At 41.7% G+C, this 16936-nt stretch carries 12 protein-coding genes; 11 read left to right on the forward strand and 1 reads right to left on the reverse strand.

The genetic code is table 11. The annotated features are described in order from the left end of the window. Window positions 1-61: 61 nt before the first annotated feature. The 11 genes from ACZ427_RS00780 (at window position 62) to ACZ427_RS00830 (ending at window position 15144) form a co-directional block, all read left to right on the forward strand. Window positions 62-1216, forward strand: coding sequence for a glycosyltransferase (locus tag ACZ427_RS00780; protein ID WP_461178573.1), 1155 nt, complete (start codon window positions 62-64; stop codon window positions 1214-1216). A 6-nt stretch (window positions 1217-1222) separates the two neighbouring features. Then, window positions 1223-1996, forward strand: a complete 774-nt coding sequence (locus ACZ427_RS00785; protein ID WP_461178574.1) for a glycosyltransferase family 2 protein — start codon at window positions 1223-1225, stop codon at window positions 1994-1996. A 54-nt stretch (window positions 1997-2050) separates the two neighbouring features. After that, the gene (locus ACZ427_RS00790) at window positions 2051-2830 is read left to right on the forward strand and encodes an ABC transporter permease (RefSeq protein ID WP_461178575.1); all 780 of its coding nucleotides are present in this window, start codon (window positions 2051-2053) and stop codon (window positions 2828-2830) included. Between the two features lie 80 nt (window positions 2831-2910). Then, entirely contained in the window at window positions 2911-4551 is a 1641-nt protein-coding gene (locus ACZ427_RS00795) for an ABC transporter ATP-binding protein (RefSeq protein WP_461178576.1), read from the forward strand. A 90-nt stretch (window positions 4552-4641) separates the two neighbouring features. Continuing rightward, window positions 4642-6537, forward strand: a complete 1896-nt coding sequence (locus ACZ427_RS00800) for a glycosyltransferase family 2 protein (protein WP_464883494.1) — start codon at window positions 4642-4644, stop codon at window positions 6535-6537. After that, a complete protein-coding gene (locus ACZ427_RS00805) occupies window positions 6515-8542 on the forward strand; it encodes a glycosyltransferase family 2 protein (RefSeq protein WP_464883495.1) in 2028 nt (675 codons plus the stop codon). The genes ACZ427_RS00800 and ACZ427_RS00805 overlap by 23 nt, the downstream gene beginning before the upstream one ends. A gap of 297 nt (window positions 8543-8839) precedes the next feature. After that, window positions 8840-10297: an ATP-grasp fold amidoligase family protein gene (locus ACZ427_RS00810; RefSeq protein ID WP_461178579.1), complete on the forward strand. Its 1458-nt coding sequence runs from the start codon at window positions 8840-8842 to the stop codon at window positions 10295-10297. A gap of 34 nt (window positions 10298-10331) precedes the next feature. Further along, window positions 10332-11960 carry an acylphosphatase gene (locus ACZ427_RS00815; protein WP_461178580.1) on the forward strand — a complete coding sequence of 543 codons (1629 nt, stop codon included), beginning with the start codon at window positions 10332-10334 and terminating at the stop codon, window positions 11958-11960. A 33-nt stretch (window positions 11961-11993) separates the two neighbouring features. Further along, a complete protein-coding gene (locus ACZ427_RS00820; RefSeq protein WP_461178581.1) occupies window positions 11994-13637 on the forward strand; it encodes an acylphosphatase in 1644 nt (547 codons plus the stop codon). Window positions 13638-13863: 226 nt separating this feature from the next. After that, on the forward strand, window positions 13864-14031 hold the full coding sequence (locus ACZ427_RS00825) for a hypothetical protein (RefSeq protein ID WP_461178582.1): 168 nt from the start codon (window positions 13864-13866) through the stop codon (window positions 14029-14031). Window positions 14032-14103: 72 nt separating this feature from the next. Beyond that, the gene (locus tag ACZ427_RS00830) at window positions 14104-15144 is read left to right on the forward strand and encodes a CapA family protein (protein ID WP_461178583.1); all 1041 of its coding nucleotides are present in this window, start codon (window positions 14104-14106) and stop codon (window positions 15142-15144) included. A 62-nt stretch (window positions 15145-15206) separates the two neighbouring features. Here ACZ427_RS00830 and ACZ427_RS00835 read toward each other — a convergent pair whose 3' ends face one another. Continuing rightward, a complete protein-coding gene (locus tag ACZ427_RS00835) occupies window positions 15207-16883 on the reverse strand; it encodes an ATP-grasp domain-containing protein (protein ID WP_464883496.1) in 1677 nt (558 codons plus the stop codon). Window positions 16884-16936: the final 53 nt, after the last annotated feature.

Here is a 16936-nt window from a genome sequence, read left to right on the forward strand (position 1 = left end):
CTTGCAATTCAGCGCATAGAGCCAGTTATTAGCAAGATAATAAACAGGAGATGGTGGAGAAATGGATACAGCCAAGCGAGTGGTGCATCTGACAACAGTACACCATCCGTATGATCCGAGAATTTATCATAAAGAATGCAAATCCCTTCAAAATGCTGGCTTTGATGTAACATTAATTGCCCAACAAGACGAGAAGGGAAATGAAGCGGATAAACCGATCAACCATATACCGGTGACAAAATACAAAAGCCGATTAAAACGGATGATTTTCGGGACACGTGATGCGTATAAAAAAGCGAAAAAGCTAAACGCGGATGTGTACCATTTTCATGACCCGGAACTCCTTCCTGTGGCATGGCTGTTGAAAAAACAGGATAATGTGGTCATCTATGATATCCATGAAGACTATATTACGAGCATCATGCAGAAAGATTATATGAAGAAACCCGTTAAAAAAGTAATCGCCACAGCGTATAAGTATATGGAGAAATTTTTTTCCCGGAACATGGAGCTATGTCTTGCGGAAAAGTATTATAAAGATATCTATCCGAGGGGAAAATGTATACTGAATTACCCAACGGTGAATGAAAAATTCATGCAGCACACACGCATCGGACAAGCAGAAGAAAAAGTATTGTATACTGGTAATGTATCAATAGTCAGAGGCGCGTTTTTCCATGCGAAAATTCCTGCCATTGATCCGAAACTGACCGTAAACTTTGTCGGCAAGTGTCCGAGTGATCTGGCAAAAGCAATGGATGACGTTGCTGGAGAGGAAAAGGACCGCCTTGTCATCGAGGGGATCGACAGCTTTATTGATAAAGAAGTGATTGAGGAAAGATATCTTGAGCGAAACTGGCTGGCAGGTATTGCCCTGTTCCCGCCGACAGAACATTATAAGAAGAAGGAACTGACGAAGTTCTTCGAATACATGAATGCTGGACTTCCTATTATCTGTTCGGATTTCCCAGTCTGGAAGGATTTTGTCAACCACTATCAATGCGGAATTGCCGTTGATCCGAATGATGATGACGCAATAAAAGAAGCATTCACATACCTGAGAAACAACCCTGAAGAAGCAAAACAGATGGGGGAAAACGGTAAAAAAGCCGTCATGGAAGATTTGAACTGGCATACACAAGAGAATAAGCTGATCAGGTGGTATGAGCAATTGTTAAACATAAACCAATCAGCTGGTATGGAAGGTAAGGGCTGATATACATTGAAACAGAATCCATTAATTTCAGTGATTACACCTGCGTATAATGCAGAAAAATTTATCAAAGAGACCATTCAATCCGTTATCGACCAGACCTATTCCAATTGGGAAATGGTTATTGTTGATGACCGGTCCAAGGATCGTACGGTTGAACGGATCAAAGAAATGCAGGAACATGACGGACGGATTAAGCTTGTCGAGCTTGAGGAAAATTCAGGCTCTGCAGTTGCCCGCAATACTGCTATCCAAAACGCAAAAGGGAGATATCTGGCATTTTTGGACAGTGATGACAGCTGGATGCCAGAAAAGTTGGAAAAACAACTAACATTCATGCAGGAATTGGGCATTGCTTTTTCCTTCACCAAATATGTCCGCACACTTGAGGATGGCACGCCAACAAATGCTACCACGAGCGCGCCTGCAACAGTGAGTTACGACGCCCTGATGAAGCGTTGTGTGATTGGATGCCTGACCGTGATGCTGGACAGGGAAAAAATTGGCCAGGTGGAGATGGTCAATATCCGTACAAGGCAGGATTACGCCCTTTGGCTCGATTTGACGAGAAGGGGCTACCTTGCATATGGCATGTCAGAAGTGCTGGCCAAATACCGTGTGGTGGAAAATTCCATCTCCAGTAATAAATGGCGGGCCGCAAAGCAGAACTGGCGTGTATTCCGTGATGTTGAAAAGCAAAGCCTTACGAAGAGTATGTGGTATTTTGCCAATTATGCGGTGCTTTCCATACGGGATGTAATCAAATATAGAATATCATCATAATTTAGGCTGGAATTCCTATCCAGTCCGTACGAAACTAGGCGGTGTCATGAAGTAATGAAAACATATTTACAGGAAATGCTGAAACGAAAAGATTTATTAATATATTTAGTGAAATCCGGATTAAAAGCGGAACATCGGAACAGTTATCTGGGCTATTTCTGGTGGTTACTGGACCCGCTGTTAAGTGTGCTGGTCTTTTACTTTCTTGTCGTTGTTATCCTGGATCGGGGCGATATTGAAAATTATCCATTGTTCCTTGTTATCGGGTTAATTGTGTGGCGTTGTATCAGCACAACCATTAACTCATCGGCAAAATCAATCATGCGGTACAGTTCGATCATCAATCAGGTGTATTTGCCGAAGTCACTATTTCCACTTTCCTTTACATTTACCCAGTTGTTCAACTTTGCATTTGGCCTTGTGGTCATCGCAATATTTCTTGCGGTTTATGGTGTTCTCCCGGGATGGGAGGTCGTCTATTTGCCAGTCCTTATTGTTATTCAAACTGTATTTTTGCTGGCAATTGGAATGATATTGGGATATGTGACCGTGTTTGTACGCGACATAGATAATGTACTGCAACATGTCACACGGGTTTTCTTCTATGCTTCCCCGATTATCTGGGTAGGCGGAAGACTGCCTCCGGAATACAGCTGGGCGGTTGACTACAACCCGGTAGCCATAATTGTAGAATCCTACCGGGATATCCTAATGTATAACAGCAGTCCGAATTTTATGGGACTCGCTATCATTTTTGTACTGTCAGTTGCTGCAATCGTGTTTATGCTTTGGTATTACAGCAGGAATGAACATAAGATCATTAAAGCATTATAAGGATGTTCAAACGCAAATGGTAAAATTAAATTTTTTAAAAAAAGAGGGTTTTTGAATTGATCACGAATGAGGATTCAAAAATGGATGACAAACAGGATAACGTGATAAAGGCCAAGAAAATTGGCGTTTCTTTCTATGCGGGGAACCACCGGGATGATTTCAAATCACGGGTTCTCCGTTTCCTGAAAGAGTGGAAAATGCCAGAGGAAAAAATGGTATGGCCGCTGGAGGATATCAACTTTGAGGGCACCCGGGGAGAAATCCTTGGTATTATCGGCTCGAATGGGGCTGGGAAAACAACGCTCAGTAAGATTATAGCAGGTATCCTTCAGCAAGATCAGGGAGAAATTGAAGTGAATGGTAAGGTTACGGCACTTTTTTCCTTTGGTATGGGCTTCAATAAAGAATTGACAGGCGAGGAAAATGTCTTTCTTAATGGGATGATGCTCGGTATTGATAAGAAGCTGATTGAAAGCTACATCCGGGACATCCATGAATTTTCCGATCTTGGGGAATTTTTTAATCAGCCGATGAAATATTATTCAAGTGGAATGAAAGCAAGGCTGGGCTTCAGTGTTGCAGCACATCTTCAGCCGGAAATTCTTATTCTGGATGAAGCATTAAATACTGGTGATGCGAAATTTTCCCAGAAAGCTGCGGCAAAAATGAAGGAGCTGGTGAAACAGGCCAAAATGGTAATTATCGTTACACACAGTCTTCGCTACGCCCAGCGCAATTGCGACAGGTTAATGTGGATTGATGGTGGTGCAGTACGCGAAATCGGTGACCCGAAGGAAGTTGTCGCACATTACAAAGAAACCGTTCCACCAAGACCACCAAGAAGGCATCGTAACCTTCAGCTGGAAAAAACAGAAACCAATATTACGGATAAGGCAATCATTAAAGCTGATAACGTAGGGGTCTCATTCAAACTGAATACTGGTGAATTCTGGGCATTGAAAGATATTAATTTTGAAATCAAAGAAGGGGAAGTTGTAGGGATTATCGGCCATAACGGCGCAGGCAAGAGTACCCTTTGCAAAGTGCTGACAAAAATCCTTTCCCCAGATGAAGGGAGTCTGGAACTGCAGGGGGAGACCTCCGCATTGCTCGGCTATGGGACAGGTTTTAATGCCCATTTGAGCGGAGAGGACAATATTTACCTGAATGCAATGCTGCTTGGTATTCCGAAAAAACGTGTCGATGAGAAATATGATGAGATCATCGAATTTTCCGGACTTGGGAAAAAGGTGGAAAAGCCTGTCAAAGATATGTCCAGTGGAATGAAATCACGGCTCGGTTTTAGTATTGCCGCGATCCTGCAACCGGATATCTTCATTATTGATGAAGCATTGTCCACAGGAGATCTTGCCTTTAAGCAAAAAGCAAGTGAGCGGATCCAAGACATGATGGAGCGGGCAAAAGCTGTCATCATCGTATCCCACAGTCTTACCTTCATTGAACAAATTTGCACCCGCGGCATTTGGATGGACCAAGGACGAATCCGTTTTGATGGGGATGTTGAGGAAGCAGTGGAGCAATATCGCGAATCGCAAGGGGTTAAGAAAAAAGTAAATGTTAAAAATGCGGCAAGACAGCGGAAAACTGTCCCGCCGGCCACAGAAAATATTGGAAATAAAAAAACTGCCCCAAAGCAGAAAAAGACAGGAAGCCAAAACAAACCTGTTCAAAAGCAGAAGCAGCAATCTAAGAAACAATAACAAACTGGCAAAACAGTAGGTTAAAACGAACAAAATGTAATCAAACAATGGCGGTGAACTTCGATGCTTAAAAAAATCATATCCGCACCAATGGACTGGGTTTTATATACCCTGCTCGATGAAAGAAAACGGAAAAAAATCGGGGATCAATTTTCCGATCAACAGAAGGACAAGCTGAAGCGAATCATCAACGGAAAAAAATTTATCCAAAGACAGCAGCTGAAGCAACTGAAGCACCACCTGTATAATCTCGGATTTACCGAAAGAGCGCTTGCTGAGATGGAAGCATTTCTCGAGACCATAGACAATGAAGAAATCAAAAGACTCGTCGCCTGGGAGTTGACACTTTGGCATGCAAATAAATATTCCGCTGAAGGGGCACGTCAGGCGTTGACATATATTCCAATTGCTTCACGGAATGAACGCAATATGGATCAGTTGAGAAGAATCGCTATTATCACAGCAGAGTGTCTGGAACGACTGGATGAAATCGAAAAAGCAAAAAATGTCATTGCCAAAGTATTGGAAAAACAACCACATCCGGACCTATATCTGGCAGCAGTAAACCTGGAGGAAGCAGTGGATAATCGCGTCGAATGGATCAACAAGGCACTTGATCTATACAACCTCCAGCATATTTCCTTCGCGACGAAGGGAAATGCTGCGACCTATGATGATTTGATCACAAATCCATTGGATAAAAAAATAGAGGCAGATCCGAAAGTATCGGTTATCCTTCCTGCATTTAAAGCAGAGTTCGGGATTCGAATTGCGATTGAATCGATTCTTTCCCAGACATGGCAAAATCTCGAGCTGTTAGTGGTGGATGACTGCAGTCCTGATAAGACAAAAGAAACGGTAAAGGAATATACCCAGAAAGACTCCCGTGTGAAGCTGCTTCAGACACCGGTAAACAGCGGGCCATATGTTGCTAGAAATATCGCGATGCAAGAAGCAACGGGCGATTTTGTCACAATCAATGATGCGGATGACTGGTCCCATGCAGAGAAGATTGAGACACAAGTAAGGCATTTGGTCGAAAACCCGGAGGTAATCGCCAATACATCAGAACATGCCCGCTTGACGGAAGGTCTTAAGCTGTATCGCCGGGGAACACCTGGTAAATATATTTTCCCAAACATGTCTTCCATCATGTTCCGTCGTGAACCGGTGCTTGAAAAAATTGGCTACTGGGACAGCATGCGTTTTGCTGCAGATGGCGAATTCAAACGCCGTCTCCTTCGTGTTTTCGGAAAGAACAGTTATGTTGACCTGAAATCAGGGCCATTATCATTGCCAAGACAATCGGTTTCCTCCCTGACAGGAAGCTCCGCATTTGGTTACAACGGATTTTTCATGGGAGTCAGGAAGGAATATGTAGAAGGGCTTGAATTCCATCATAACAATACGGATAGCTTATATTATCCATATCCGCTGGAGACAAGACCATTTCCGGTGCCTGAGCCAATGTGGCCGAATCGTGAGAGAAAAACGGACGGACAAAGGCATTTTGATATCGTGCTCGCGGGTGATTTTAGGCAAAACGTCTCTGCGATTGTAAAAGAAATTAACACATTAAAAACAGAAAACATCCGAATCGGCCTGATGCAGTTGTATCAGTATGATCTGACAATTACAGAGAATCTTCATCCCGACATTCGCAGACTGCTTGATGGCGATCAGGTACAGATGCTTGTTTACGGGGAAAAAATCACTGCTGATATATTGCTTTTGTTCGACCCAAGCCTGCTTGAAACATGGCAAAAATACCGGCCAACTATAACAGCAGAGGAAGTCAATGTAATGGTTCTCAAGCTGCCGGACGCACAAAAGAAAGAGACAATCCTTAACCATATGAAAGAATACGTTGGATCTGTCGGCATTTGGTATCCGGTCAATAATATAATCAGAGAATCATTACAGGAATGGGGCGTCCCATTGGCAGAAAAAATCAGGAGCGGTGATGATGGACTATCAGGAGAATGAACTAAACCGGCTCGACAAGGTGCTGAAGGAAAAAGAGGTTGAAAAGGAACAGTCCTTGCGAAAACGCAAAGAAATGCAAAGGGAATTTGACAGCGTTCAGGCCAAGCTTCAAAAAGCATCGAACGTACCTAAGAAAGCCAAGCAGTTTATCTGGGCAACAGGGGCTTACGCGCTTGGCAGACGAAACCGGAAGCAACTTTATAGCAAAGTCTACAAACGAAAAAATGCAGCAAATCAGCTGAAGAAATATATGTATCATTTATATGATCTTGGTTTTACCAAAAAAGCATTGGAAGATCTGGAACATCTTTATGAGGAAACGAATGACCGTTATGTAAAGAAAGCTATCGCCTGGGAGCTCAGCCTTTGGTATGCCAATAAATATACAAAAGATGGAGCAAGACAGGCACTGGAATATCTGCCTGTTACCATCCGTGGTGAGAAGGATGAGGATTTCCTGAGAAAAGCGGTCATTATTAGTGCCGAATGCTTGGAGAGGCTGGGGAAAGCGGATATTGGAAAACAGCTTCTTGAAGGAAGAATCTCCGCACGTGCCCATCCGGATCTCTACCTGGCGCTTGCCAATTTGGAAGAATCACTGGAAAGACGAGTGGAATGGATAAACAAAGCATTGGAAATGTACGGGATTGCACCCATTGTCTTTACCGGAAACACCTATGAGGATTTATCAACATTACCAATCAATCGGACGGTAGAAGATGGCCCGAAAGTATCGGTAATTTTGCCTGCATACAAAGCAGCCAATGGAATCCGTGTCGCCATTGAATCCATCCTTAACCAGACATGGAAAAACATCGAACTGCTCGTTGTTGATGACTGCAGCCCGGATGATACGGTGAAAGTCGTAAAAGAGTACATCGAAAAAGATGCCCGGATCCGAATACTTTCAACCCCCGTGAACAGCGGCCCTTATGTTGCACGCAATATTGCATTGAAGGAAGCGAAAGGGGAATATGTCACAATCAATGACGCAGATGACTGGTCACATGCAGAGAAGATTGAAACACAGGTCAGACATCTGATGGAAAATAAAACTGTAATTGCTAATACATCCGAACATGCACGACTCACAGAAGAACTAAAATTACACCGGAGAGGCACACCTGGTGCGTACATATTTTCCAATATGTCGTCATTGATGTTCCGGCGCATACCGGTTCTCGACACCATAGGCTTTTGGGACACTGTTCGTTTTGCGGCAGACAGTGAATTCAAAAAGCGAATGGCCACTGTGTTTGGATCGGAAAGTATCGTTGATCTGAGAAGCGGCCCACTATCGCTTCCAAGGCAGGCTTCCGGATCACTCACAGGAAGCTCCGCATTTGGTTACAGCGGATTTTTAATGGGAGTTCGGAAAGAATATGCAGAAGTCCACCGGCTCCATCAACAGGAGGCGGATTCGCTGTATTATCCTTTCCCACAAGTAGTGAGACCATATCCGGTGCCTGAACCGATGTGGACAAAACGTGAGGACAAGCCAGACGGCAGCCGGCATTTCGATGTCGTGATCGTATCAGATTTCCGGTTGCCTGAAGAGAAGCATCAGGATACCCTAGAAGAAATCCGTATTAATAAAGAAAAGGGACTGCGAACAGGACTTGTGCAGATGGCACATTATGACTTCACGATGTCGAAAAATATCGATCGGTCCATCCGGGATTGTATTGACGGAAAAGATGTGCAGATGCTCGTATATGGGGAAAATATTACCTCGGATGTGCTGCTGATCAAACACCCAGCCGTTTTCGAGGAAAAGCAGAAATATGTACCGGCTGTCCATGCAAGAGTTGTCCGCGGCGTAATTGGAGAAGTACCCGCCAATATGAGGCAATGCGTGCGAAATGCCGCCGAATATGCAGACAAACAGGTGAAATGGTACCCTAAAAATGACATAATCCGCAGTAGTGTGAACACACAGCATATCAAACTCTCCCCGGAAAACTGGAGCAACTATGAAAAGCGACTGGAGGACTGGATTATCTAGCAGGATGGAGTGTGGGCGCAGTACTTTTAGCCGCGACCGCGGGACTATCGGGGCTGAGCGCAGTATCCCGGCCAGCGAGCGCAGAACTATCGGTCACGAGCGCAGGACCCCGGGCCATGAGCGCAGTACTACTGGCCGCGAACGCAGGATGAACTGGTATGAGCGCAGGACCTCGAACTGCGAAAGCAGGACCACCGCAGCAGTATCGGGGGTCGGTCCCCCGCTGCATTAACGCGTTAATGTGATGGGGGACAGACCCCCTCCTGACAACCATACAAAGGACAGGGGATGTTACCAATGAACGATAATAAAAATAAACAGCTAAACAGCAAATCTAATAAAAAGCAGCCATTTTTGAAACAGCCCCTGTCCACCGAGTGGCAGCGGGAAGAAGAACAGCAATTTATTGCAAAGCTGATTAAAAAAGACGCTCAAATATATAAAGCAGATAAAGAAAGAAAAGCGAATGAAAAGCAAATGAAATATATCGAGAAGAGCAATACATGGAAATCCTCCGCACCAATCCGAAAAATAACCAATAAATTCGGCTCAACCGAAAAGCACCAGGCACAGGAAATTAGTGAACTACAGGCAGAATTGAAAGCCACCCGGAAAGAACTCTATGAAACTCGTGAGGAGCTTCACGAAGCGACGCTCGATGACCGGTCCATGAGTGGTGCGAGGATGCTTAATACAATCAGGGAACAGATAGAAGAAGGGAATTTAATTGACTATATCGCACAAACTGTAAAACAAAAGCAGCAGCATGAAGCAAATTATAATGAGGCATTGCGCTACATGGGAAGAGTTTTCATGAATGAAAAAGCTGCTTATAAACAGACCGTTTATTCCAAAATCCTGGAGGCACTTAAAATCGAGGACATTCCCGAATACCTTATAAGGGAAGGTCTGACAGAAGAACCGATTCCCCTAAAACAGGCAGCTTCCTTTCGCGGCAGCCTCAATATGAGGATACGGCAAAAGCAGTTGGAAGACACGCTGCCTGAGTGGCTGCTTGATGATAAGCATATAGCCTACTCCTTCATGGATCAGCTCAACATAAGAAAACCGTGGACTTCTGAGACGAATTATAAGCTCGCGGACATTCCTCAGAAGGAATCCATCGTCATCAAACCCGCAGAAGGTGCTGGTTCGAGAGGTGTATATCTCGTTCATGCTTTTAATGATATAATAGATGTCAAACGGTCGAAAAAACTCGATAGCTGGCAGACACTCAATCAAAGCATGAAGGAGGATCTCCAATCCGGCTGGGTAAGTGAAGACCAATGGTATATCGAAGAACTCATTTTGGAAAATAAACCGGAAAAAATTCCGGCAAGTGACATAAAATTTTATTGTTTTTATGGAAAAGTCGGCCTGATTCTGGAGATTTCCAGATATCCGGAATTGAAATACTGCTGGTGGACAGCAGATGGTAAAAGAATCCACACAGGCAAGTATGAGGATAACCCGTTTAAAGGAAAGGGCGTTACACAAGATGAAATGGAGTTGGCTTCATACATAAGTGCACAAATCCCGGCACCTTTCATGCGGATTGATTTCCTAAGGTCCGATAAGGATTTAGTTTTTGGCGAATTCACTCCAAAACCGGGTAATTATGATGGGTTTGATACGCATACAGACCAGTGGATGGGAGATTATTTCCTGGAAGCACAGGGACGTCTGATGCAGGATTTATTGAATGGAAAAGAATTTACTGCCTATATGGAATTAAAGAAAAGGCATAATAAATAGAACATGGTACCAGAGTTATTAGGAGGAAAATCGAATGGAAGAGAACAACACAGAATGGTTGCCGCATTTGTCGAATGAGATCGTATCTGATGCACACGGTAATTTATTGGATGCTTATGCAGTCTCTCTCGAGGGCTGGAGAAGGGGCTTAACTCTAAAATGGCATGTAAAGGATTCGGAAAAATTTAAGGAAATGAATACATGGTTTGTTGATCGTCCCGGTCAGCTTTTTTCGCTAAGCTCTAAAGAAAAAACACATTATTTCTTCCGAACAAGAGGGGACAAAGTATCCAATGAAGCGGTTGAAATCGGCAAAGATAAGGAAAAGACGAAGCAGGCATTACAGAAGGCCGGCGTTCCTGTACCTGAAGGGAAGCAGTTCACCGAAGAAGCAGCAAATGAATCGATTATCGAATATGCATCAGTGATCGGCTATCCGGTTGTGTTAAAACCTACCGATGGGAGCTTCGGCAGAGGTGTCATTTCCAAAATCACAAGTTCAGGAGAGCTGGAATACGCGCTTACTTATGTGCGTACCGAATTAAATTATCCTGATGTAATTTTAGAGCAGTATATACCAGGAAATGAATACCGATTGTATGTTGTTGGCAATCAAGTTGTTGGTGCGATCCATCGAATTCCTCCTAATATTGTCGGTGACGGTAACAATACAATAAAAGCGTTAATCGAACTGAAAAATGAGCAACGAAGTCTAAACCCAAGACTTGTTAGCTGTCCAATCAATATCAATCAGGAAATAATTGATTATATAGATCGAAAAGAATACACGATGGATACAGTGCCTGAAAACGAAGAACAAGTTTTCCTCAGTGATAAAAGCAATATCTCATTAGGCGGCGATCCTGTAGATGTATTAGATGAATTACCTGTCCAGGTAAAAGAAACGGCAATACAAGCATTAAAAGCGGTCCCGGGGCTGGAACATGGAGCAGTCGACCTGATTGTCCATTCCAATAAAAATCCAGAAGAGGCAGGGTTTGTTATCGAATTAAACCCCACCTCACAACTGGGCGGTATCTTATTTCCGATGAAAGGAAAGCCAAGAGATATTCCCGCAGCAATTATGGATTATTATTTCCCGGAAACAAAGGATTTGAACGTGGATAAAACGAAAACCTATTTTGATTTTCATGATGTGTTGGACCCATTACAGTCCAGAGATGCAGCTACAACAACCGTGACACCCTCCCCAATGGGTGAAATTTATGCCAAGAAATATACAGTGATTGGGAACGTGCAGGATATCGGCTATCATCGCGGATTGCGCAAACAGGCATTTGAACGCTATTTGCACGGGTTTGTCATGAACCTTGAAAATGGGGACATTGAAGTGGTTGTTGCAGGCACAGACCCGGAAATGGTTGATGATTTTAAAAATGGGCTCTGGGAAGATGAAGAAAGAGCACAGGTCATTGAAGTTCAGGAAAGCCCGTACGATGACCCGGTAAAAGTAGGTTTCGAAATAAAAGCAGATTTAAAAACTCAAATTGAAGAACTGAAATTATACAAACAGGAGCTGGAAATCACGGAGTATGAAATGAAGAAGGCAGAAGTTGAGCGCAGGAAATTTTATGGAAGTATGTCTTGGAAAGCCACAAAGCCTATACGAATGTTTGGAGCAATTATGAAGAGATTGAAATAGTAGGCGAATGTAATTCTATAGGAGGAATCAGAAATGAATGAGAGCCAGGGAATTAGTCTGCCTCAACTTACGAATGATATTGTCAAAAACGCCAGGAAAACGAGGCTGGATGCTTTCGCGGTTGCTTTAGAGGGTTGGCGAAGAGGTTTGCAGTTAAAATGGTATACGAGGGACTCCGAACATTATGAGGATATGGTCATCTTTGGTGTCAACCCGCCTGGAAGACTTTTCTCTCTCACTTCTGAAAAAAGGACGCATTATTTTTTCAGAACAAGAGGAGATATCGTTAGCAGTGCGGCCGTGGAAATCGCATCAGAAAAAGATGATACGAAAATATGGCTGGATAATGCAGGGGTGCCAGTACCTCAAGGAAAAGGCTTTGAAGAAGATGCGACGAATGAGGAAATCATCAGCTACTCTAAATCGCTGGATTACCCGCTTGTCCTTAAACCAACAAATGCCAGTCTCGGAAATGGTGTTGTCACCAATATCAACAGTGATGAAGCTTTTATGAAAGCACTCCATTATGTCCGTCACGAACTTGATTATAAAGAGGTCGTTGTGGAACAGCATGTTGAGGGGAAAGAATATCGGATCTATGTCGTCAATGATAAAGTAATCGCCGCATACAACCGGGTTCCTGCCAATATAATCGGGGACGGCGAACATAATATTGAAGAGCTAATCGAGTTGAAAAATAAAGAGCGAAAGAAAAATGCCCGCTTAAACAGCTGTCTGATTGAAACGGATATAGAAATTCTCGAATTTATTCAGGAAGCAGGTTACGCGCTCACCAGCATCCCGAAAAAAGGGGAACAAATTTTTCTCAGACAAAAAACAAATGTGTCCTCCGGTGGTGACCCGATTGATGTTACAGAAACAATTCCGAAAGAATACAAGCAAATTGCCATTGATGCCATCAAAGCAGTTCCTGACTTACATCATGGTGGTGTCGATATTATCGTGAACGAAAACAGGGCTCAAAATGTAACAGCAGTAGTGATCGAACTAAATCCCACTGCTCAAATCGGTGGCGCATTATTTCCACTTAAAGGGAAATCCCGCAATATACCAGGGGCCATTATCGATTATTATTTTCCTGAAACAGAGGGAATGGACACAACAAATTCCAAAATATATTTTGATTTGATTAATATACTGGAGCCGCTGGAAAACCGGTCAGCACTTGAGGTGGAGGTAACACCAGCGCCAATGGGCCATCTCTATGCAAAGCGATTTGTTGTATCCGGAATGGTCCAGAGACAAAGCTATCATCGCTGGCTGAAAAAACATGCCCTTGATCGAAACCTGCACGGCTATGTAAAAAACATGGTATTTAATGAAATTGAAATCATCGTAGCAGGAACCGATAAAGAAGCAATTGCTGAATTCAAAGAAGAAATATCTAACTATCCTCAAAGTTCCAGGGTAGACAGTATCAAAGAAGAAAATTGGGATGAGCCGGTTACTGTCGGTTTTGAAATTACGGAACGATATAACACAAACAGTCTGAAATCCGTCCAGCACGCACTTCGAAAAATGGACAAAGATTTAAAACATTTAACAAAGCAAAAAAACAGAGTCGTTAAAGATAACAAGCATATTTTGAATAGTACGTCGTGGAAATATACCGAGCCGCTTAGGAAGATTGGATCTGTGGTGAAGAATAGGAAATAGGATTTCACCCTTAAAACATAACGGTTAAATTAATTGGATTTGACACCATTGGAAAAGCCTCAGTTTCTTAATGGACAAATGAAGGACTGGAAAACTGCGAGAATATAAAAGTGGCAAAGAAGTATCTGGCTAAGCAGGAGTCTCTGTCGCAGAGTAAATGGATCTGAAAAGAGGCTATCTCAAAAGGATTGCATGTCTTCACACATAGCTTAATAGTGGCAAGGTTGTGGTTGTTGTAAGAGAAACGAAAATAGACGGATTAAAGGATGCCTGCTGGCAGGAACCGGCTAAGGAAAAGGTAGGGAAACTGCAGGAGATGTTTGGGATAAGGCAGGTTAGTATTGGGTTTGAGATTAACCGGGGAAACCAAGGGAAGAAGAAATATACCAAATAATTTTACTTGAACACTTGTAATTGGTTAATAGAATCATAAACGGTTATGAAATAATTAAAGTGGAGGTTTTGTATGTCTAAAATAAAATTGACAGCAACAGGTGATGTATTGCTTCACTCGAGAATTTATAACATGTGTAAATCTGAAAAGGGCGGTTATGATTTCACGAAAAAAATGATGCCAGCAAAAAAGTTACTGGAATCAGGCGATATATCTGTAGTGAATTTAGAGTCCCTTGTTGCGGGAGAAGAAATGGGCTTAACTTCTTTCCCTAAATTTAATAATCCGGTAGAGCTAGCAGAAAACTTGAAATCTTTTAGCACAGATTTGGTCACTAATTCAAATAATCATACGATGGACCTTGGTGAGGAAGGTGCTTTAAAATCAATTGAAAATATAGAAAAAGCAGGTTTAATGTACGTCGGTTCCCACAAATCAAAAAATGATCAAAAAGAATTCAGGATTATAGAGAAAAATGATATTAAATGTGCTTTTCTCTCTTATACGGCTGTTACTTTGGGAAATAATCCACCAAAAAATAAAGGGTACCTTTTAAATCGAATCATTCAGGGACAGACAAAAGAAGTCAGAAGGGAAATTGAGAGGGTCAAAAAAGAGCACAAACCGGACGTAATAATTGTATCCATGCATTTTGGGAGAGAATATCCTCTACTGCCTGTAGCATCACAGAGAGAAGTCGCAAATTCCATTTCTGATGCAGGTGCAGATATTATTATCGGACATCATCCTCATGTACTTCAGCCCGCAGAGTGGATTACCAACTCCAGGGGTAAAAAAACATTTGTCATTTATTCATTGGGTAATTTTTATTCCGGCCAGAAAGGTTTATACAGACAAATAGGCGGGGCAATTTCTTTAGACATCGTAAAGAAATCCGATAAATCAGCTGATATTAAAGTTGAAAAGCCGGTACTTGATCTTACTTTTGTGGACGCAAATAAAGAGGCTGGGTATCAAATGCACCATTTATTAAAATATATTGAAAAGAATCCTTATATTAAAACAGAACACGGTGAGTTTGATTCTTTAGAAGTTTATAGCGAATTAAGTAGCAGATTTAAAAGCTGGATGCCAGAAATCGAGCTAAAATAATTCAATTAGAATAAAATACAAGTAAGTAAAGCCGCATCTTATTAGATACGGCTTTACTATCGTTATTTTGATTTAAATTTTGCAATTGATCTTAAAGGTTTTGTAACTTTCCATGAAGTACTCGTTTCCAATTGATCAAGTCGTTTTTTAAGCTGTTTATTTTGTCTTTTGGTTAGCTCCATTACATTTTCTTTCTGTTCATACTCAGCTAATTTTAACACTAATTTTTGGTAATCCTCTTGAAGTTCACTATATTTTTTGATATAAATATCCGCATCATTGATTCCAATTCCATTTTGTTTTCCTTGGTCCACTGCTTCTATATGAAAGCCATGCGCTACCGGTGATGTTCTTGACTTTTCATTAAGGGTCGCTTTGCTGGATAGTTTTTTTATATAACGATTTAACTTTTTAGAAAATTTCTCAATATTTGCAGTTGTACCTCCGGCAACGATTGAGATAGTTCCATTTTGAAGAGGCTTAATATACCCGTTGACTTTACTATTGAACGCAAATCTTCTAACTCTTAGAGCTAGTGATTCGCTATATTCACAATCAGAAAGAACATATCGTTTTAAATCAATTGGTGACTGAGGAATATTAGGTATTTTTATTTCTCCAGCAGTCCTGGACAAACAGGCGTCAAAAATAAAGTCATAATCAATATAAAACTTGTTGGCTTCTTTTCGATTATAATTTTTGGTTTCCGGAAAATAATAATCGATGAGTTGAGAAGGAATATCTCTTGCCTGTCCTTTCATCGGGAACAAATGCTGAGTAATGTGTGCTCGGGAATTAAGCTCGATGATTACTCCCGTGTCCCTTTGTTCGTCAACCATCATATCCAAACCACATTGCGGCAAAGATGGGAAGCTTTCCGTTGCAGCAATCGCAATTTTTTTGATATTGTCTGAAACTACATCAGTAATATCAATGGAATCCCCACCGGCTGAGATATTGTTTTTGGACTTCAGATAAACAACTTCATCTTCAGGAATGACAGAGTTCAAATCAAGATTTTTGCGATTTAGTAATGTTTTGGTTTCGCTATCTATTTTTATCGGTCGATTGGTTAATGATGGCAGCTTTGCTCTTTCTTTATTTTTTTGCTCTACCAACTCTTTAACAGTGTTTTTACCATTACCGATAACATGTGCTCTAATTCGTCTTAAAGCACCTATTACCTTTCCATCCAATAAATATAAACGATAATCCTCACCTTCAAAGTAACTTTCCAGAATAATATGTGGTGATTTTAATCGTCCTCTGACATATTCAAGAGCTTCAATTAATTCTCCCTCATTTTGAATATTTGCGATTACCCCTTTACCCCCTGTGCCTTGGAGAGGTTTTACCACTACAGGATAATCTATTTCAGCAGCATACTGTATAATATCTTCATTACTGGAGGATTCATCGAAGTCTTTCCCTTGTGGGGTGGAGACATCATTTTTAAGCAAATATTCTTTGGTGGTACGTTTGTTTTTAGTTAAATTTTTTGCTTCGGTCGAGACAAGATCTCCTCTGGTTACACTGAAATCATGTGTCTTCTTACCATCACTGACAGAATAATAGGGTTCAATATTTCCTGATGCCTCTTTAATGATTCTGATGTTAATTTCAAGTCCCCTTCTCCATGCCTCGAGAATAATGCTATACGTACTTAACATATAATTATTTGCATTTTTAGGGATATAATTATAAAGGTGATTTAAATACCTATTTTTCTTCATTTGCATAATTCTACCCTTTCATATTTACTCATTACGGATAAAAACTAGCTTCCATTTTA

It is taken from the genome of Virgibacillus ainsalahensis (assembly GCF_055380755.1).

What these genes read in the sequence shown, in the direction of transcription:
- ACZ427_RS00815 (WP_461178580.1), top strand. Translation starts at nt 10,332, where the DNA reads ATGGAAGAGAACAACACAGAATGGTTGCCGCATTTGTCGAATGAGATC.
- ACZ427_RS00810 (WP_461178579.1), top strand. Translation starts at nt 8,840, where the DNA reads ATGAACGATAATAAAAATAAACAGCTAAACAGCAAATCTAATAAAAAG.
- ACZ427_RS00805 (WP_464883495.1), top strand. Translation starts at nt 6,515, where the DNA reads ATGATGGACTATCAGGAGAATGAACTAAACCGGCTCGACAAGGTGCTG.
- ACZ427_RS00780 (WP_461178573.1), top strand. Translation starts at nt 62, where the DNA reads ATGGATACAGCCAAGCGAGTGGTGCATCTGACAACAGTACACCATCCG.
- ACZ427_RS00835 (WP_464883496.1), bottom strand. Translation starts at nt 16,883, where the DNA reads ATGCAAATGAAGAAAAATAGGTATTTAAATCACCTTTATAATTATATC.
- ACZ427_RS00790 (WP_461178575.1), top strand. Translation starts at nt 2,051, where the DNA reads ATGAAAACATATTTACAGGAAATGCTGAAACGAAAAGATTTATTAATA.
- ACZ427_RS00830 (WP_461178583.1), top strand. Translation starts at nt 14,104, where the DNA reads ATGTCTAAAATAAAATTGACAGCAACAGGTGATGTATTGCTTCACTCG.
- ACZ427_RS00820 (WP_461178581.1), top strand. Translation starts at nt 11,994, where the DNA reads ATGAATGAGAGCCAGGGAATTAGTCTGCCTCAACTTACGAATGATATT.
- ACZ427_RS00795 (WP_461178576.1), top strand. Translation starts at nt 2,911, where the DNA reads ATGGATGACAAACAGGATAACGTGATAAAGGCCAAGAAAATTGGCGTT.
- ACZ427_RS00800 (WP_464883494.1), top strand. Translation starts at nt 4,642, where the DNA reads ATGGACTGGGTTTTATATACCCTGCTCGATGAAAGAAAACGGAAAAAA.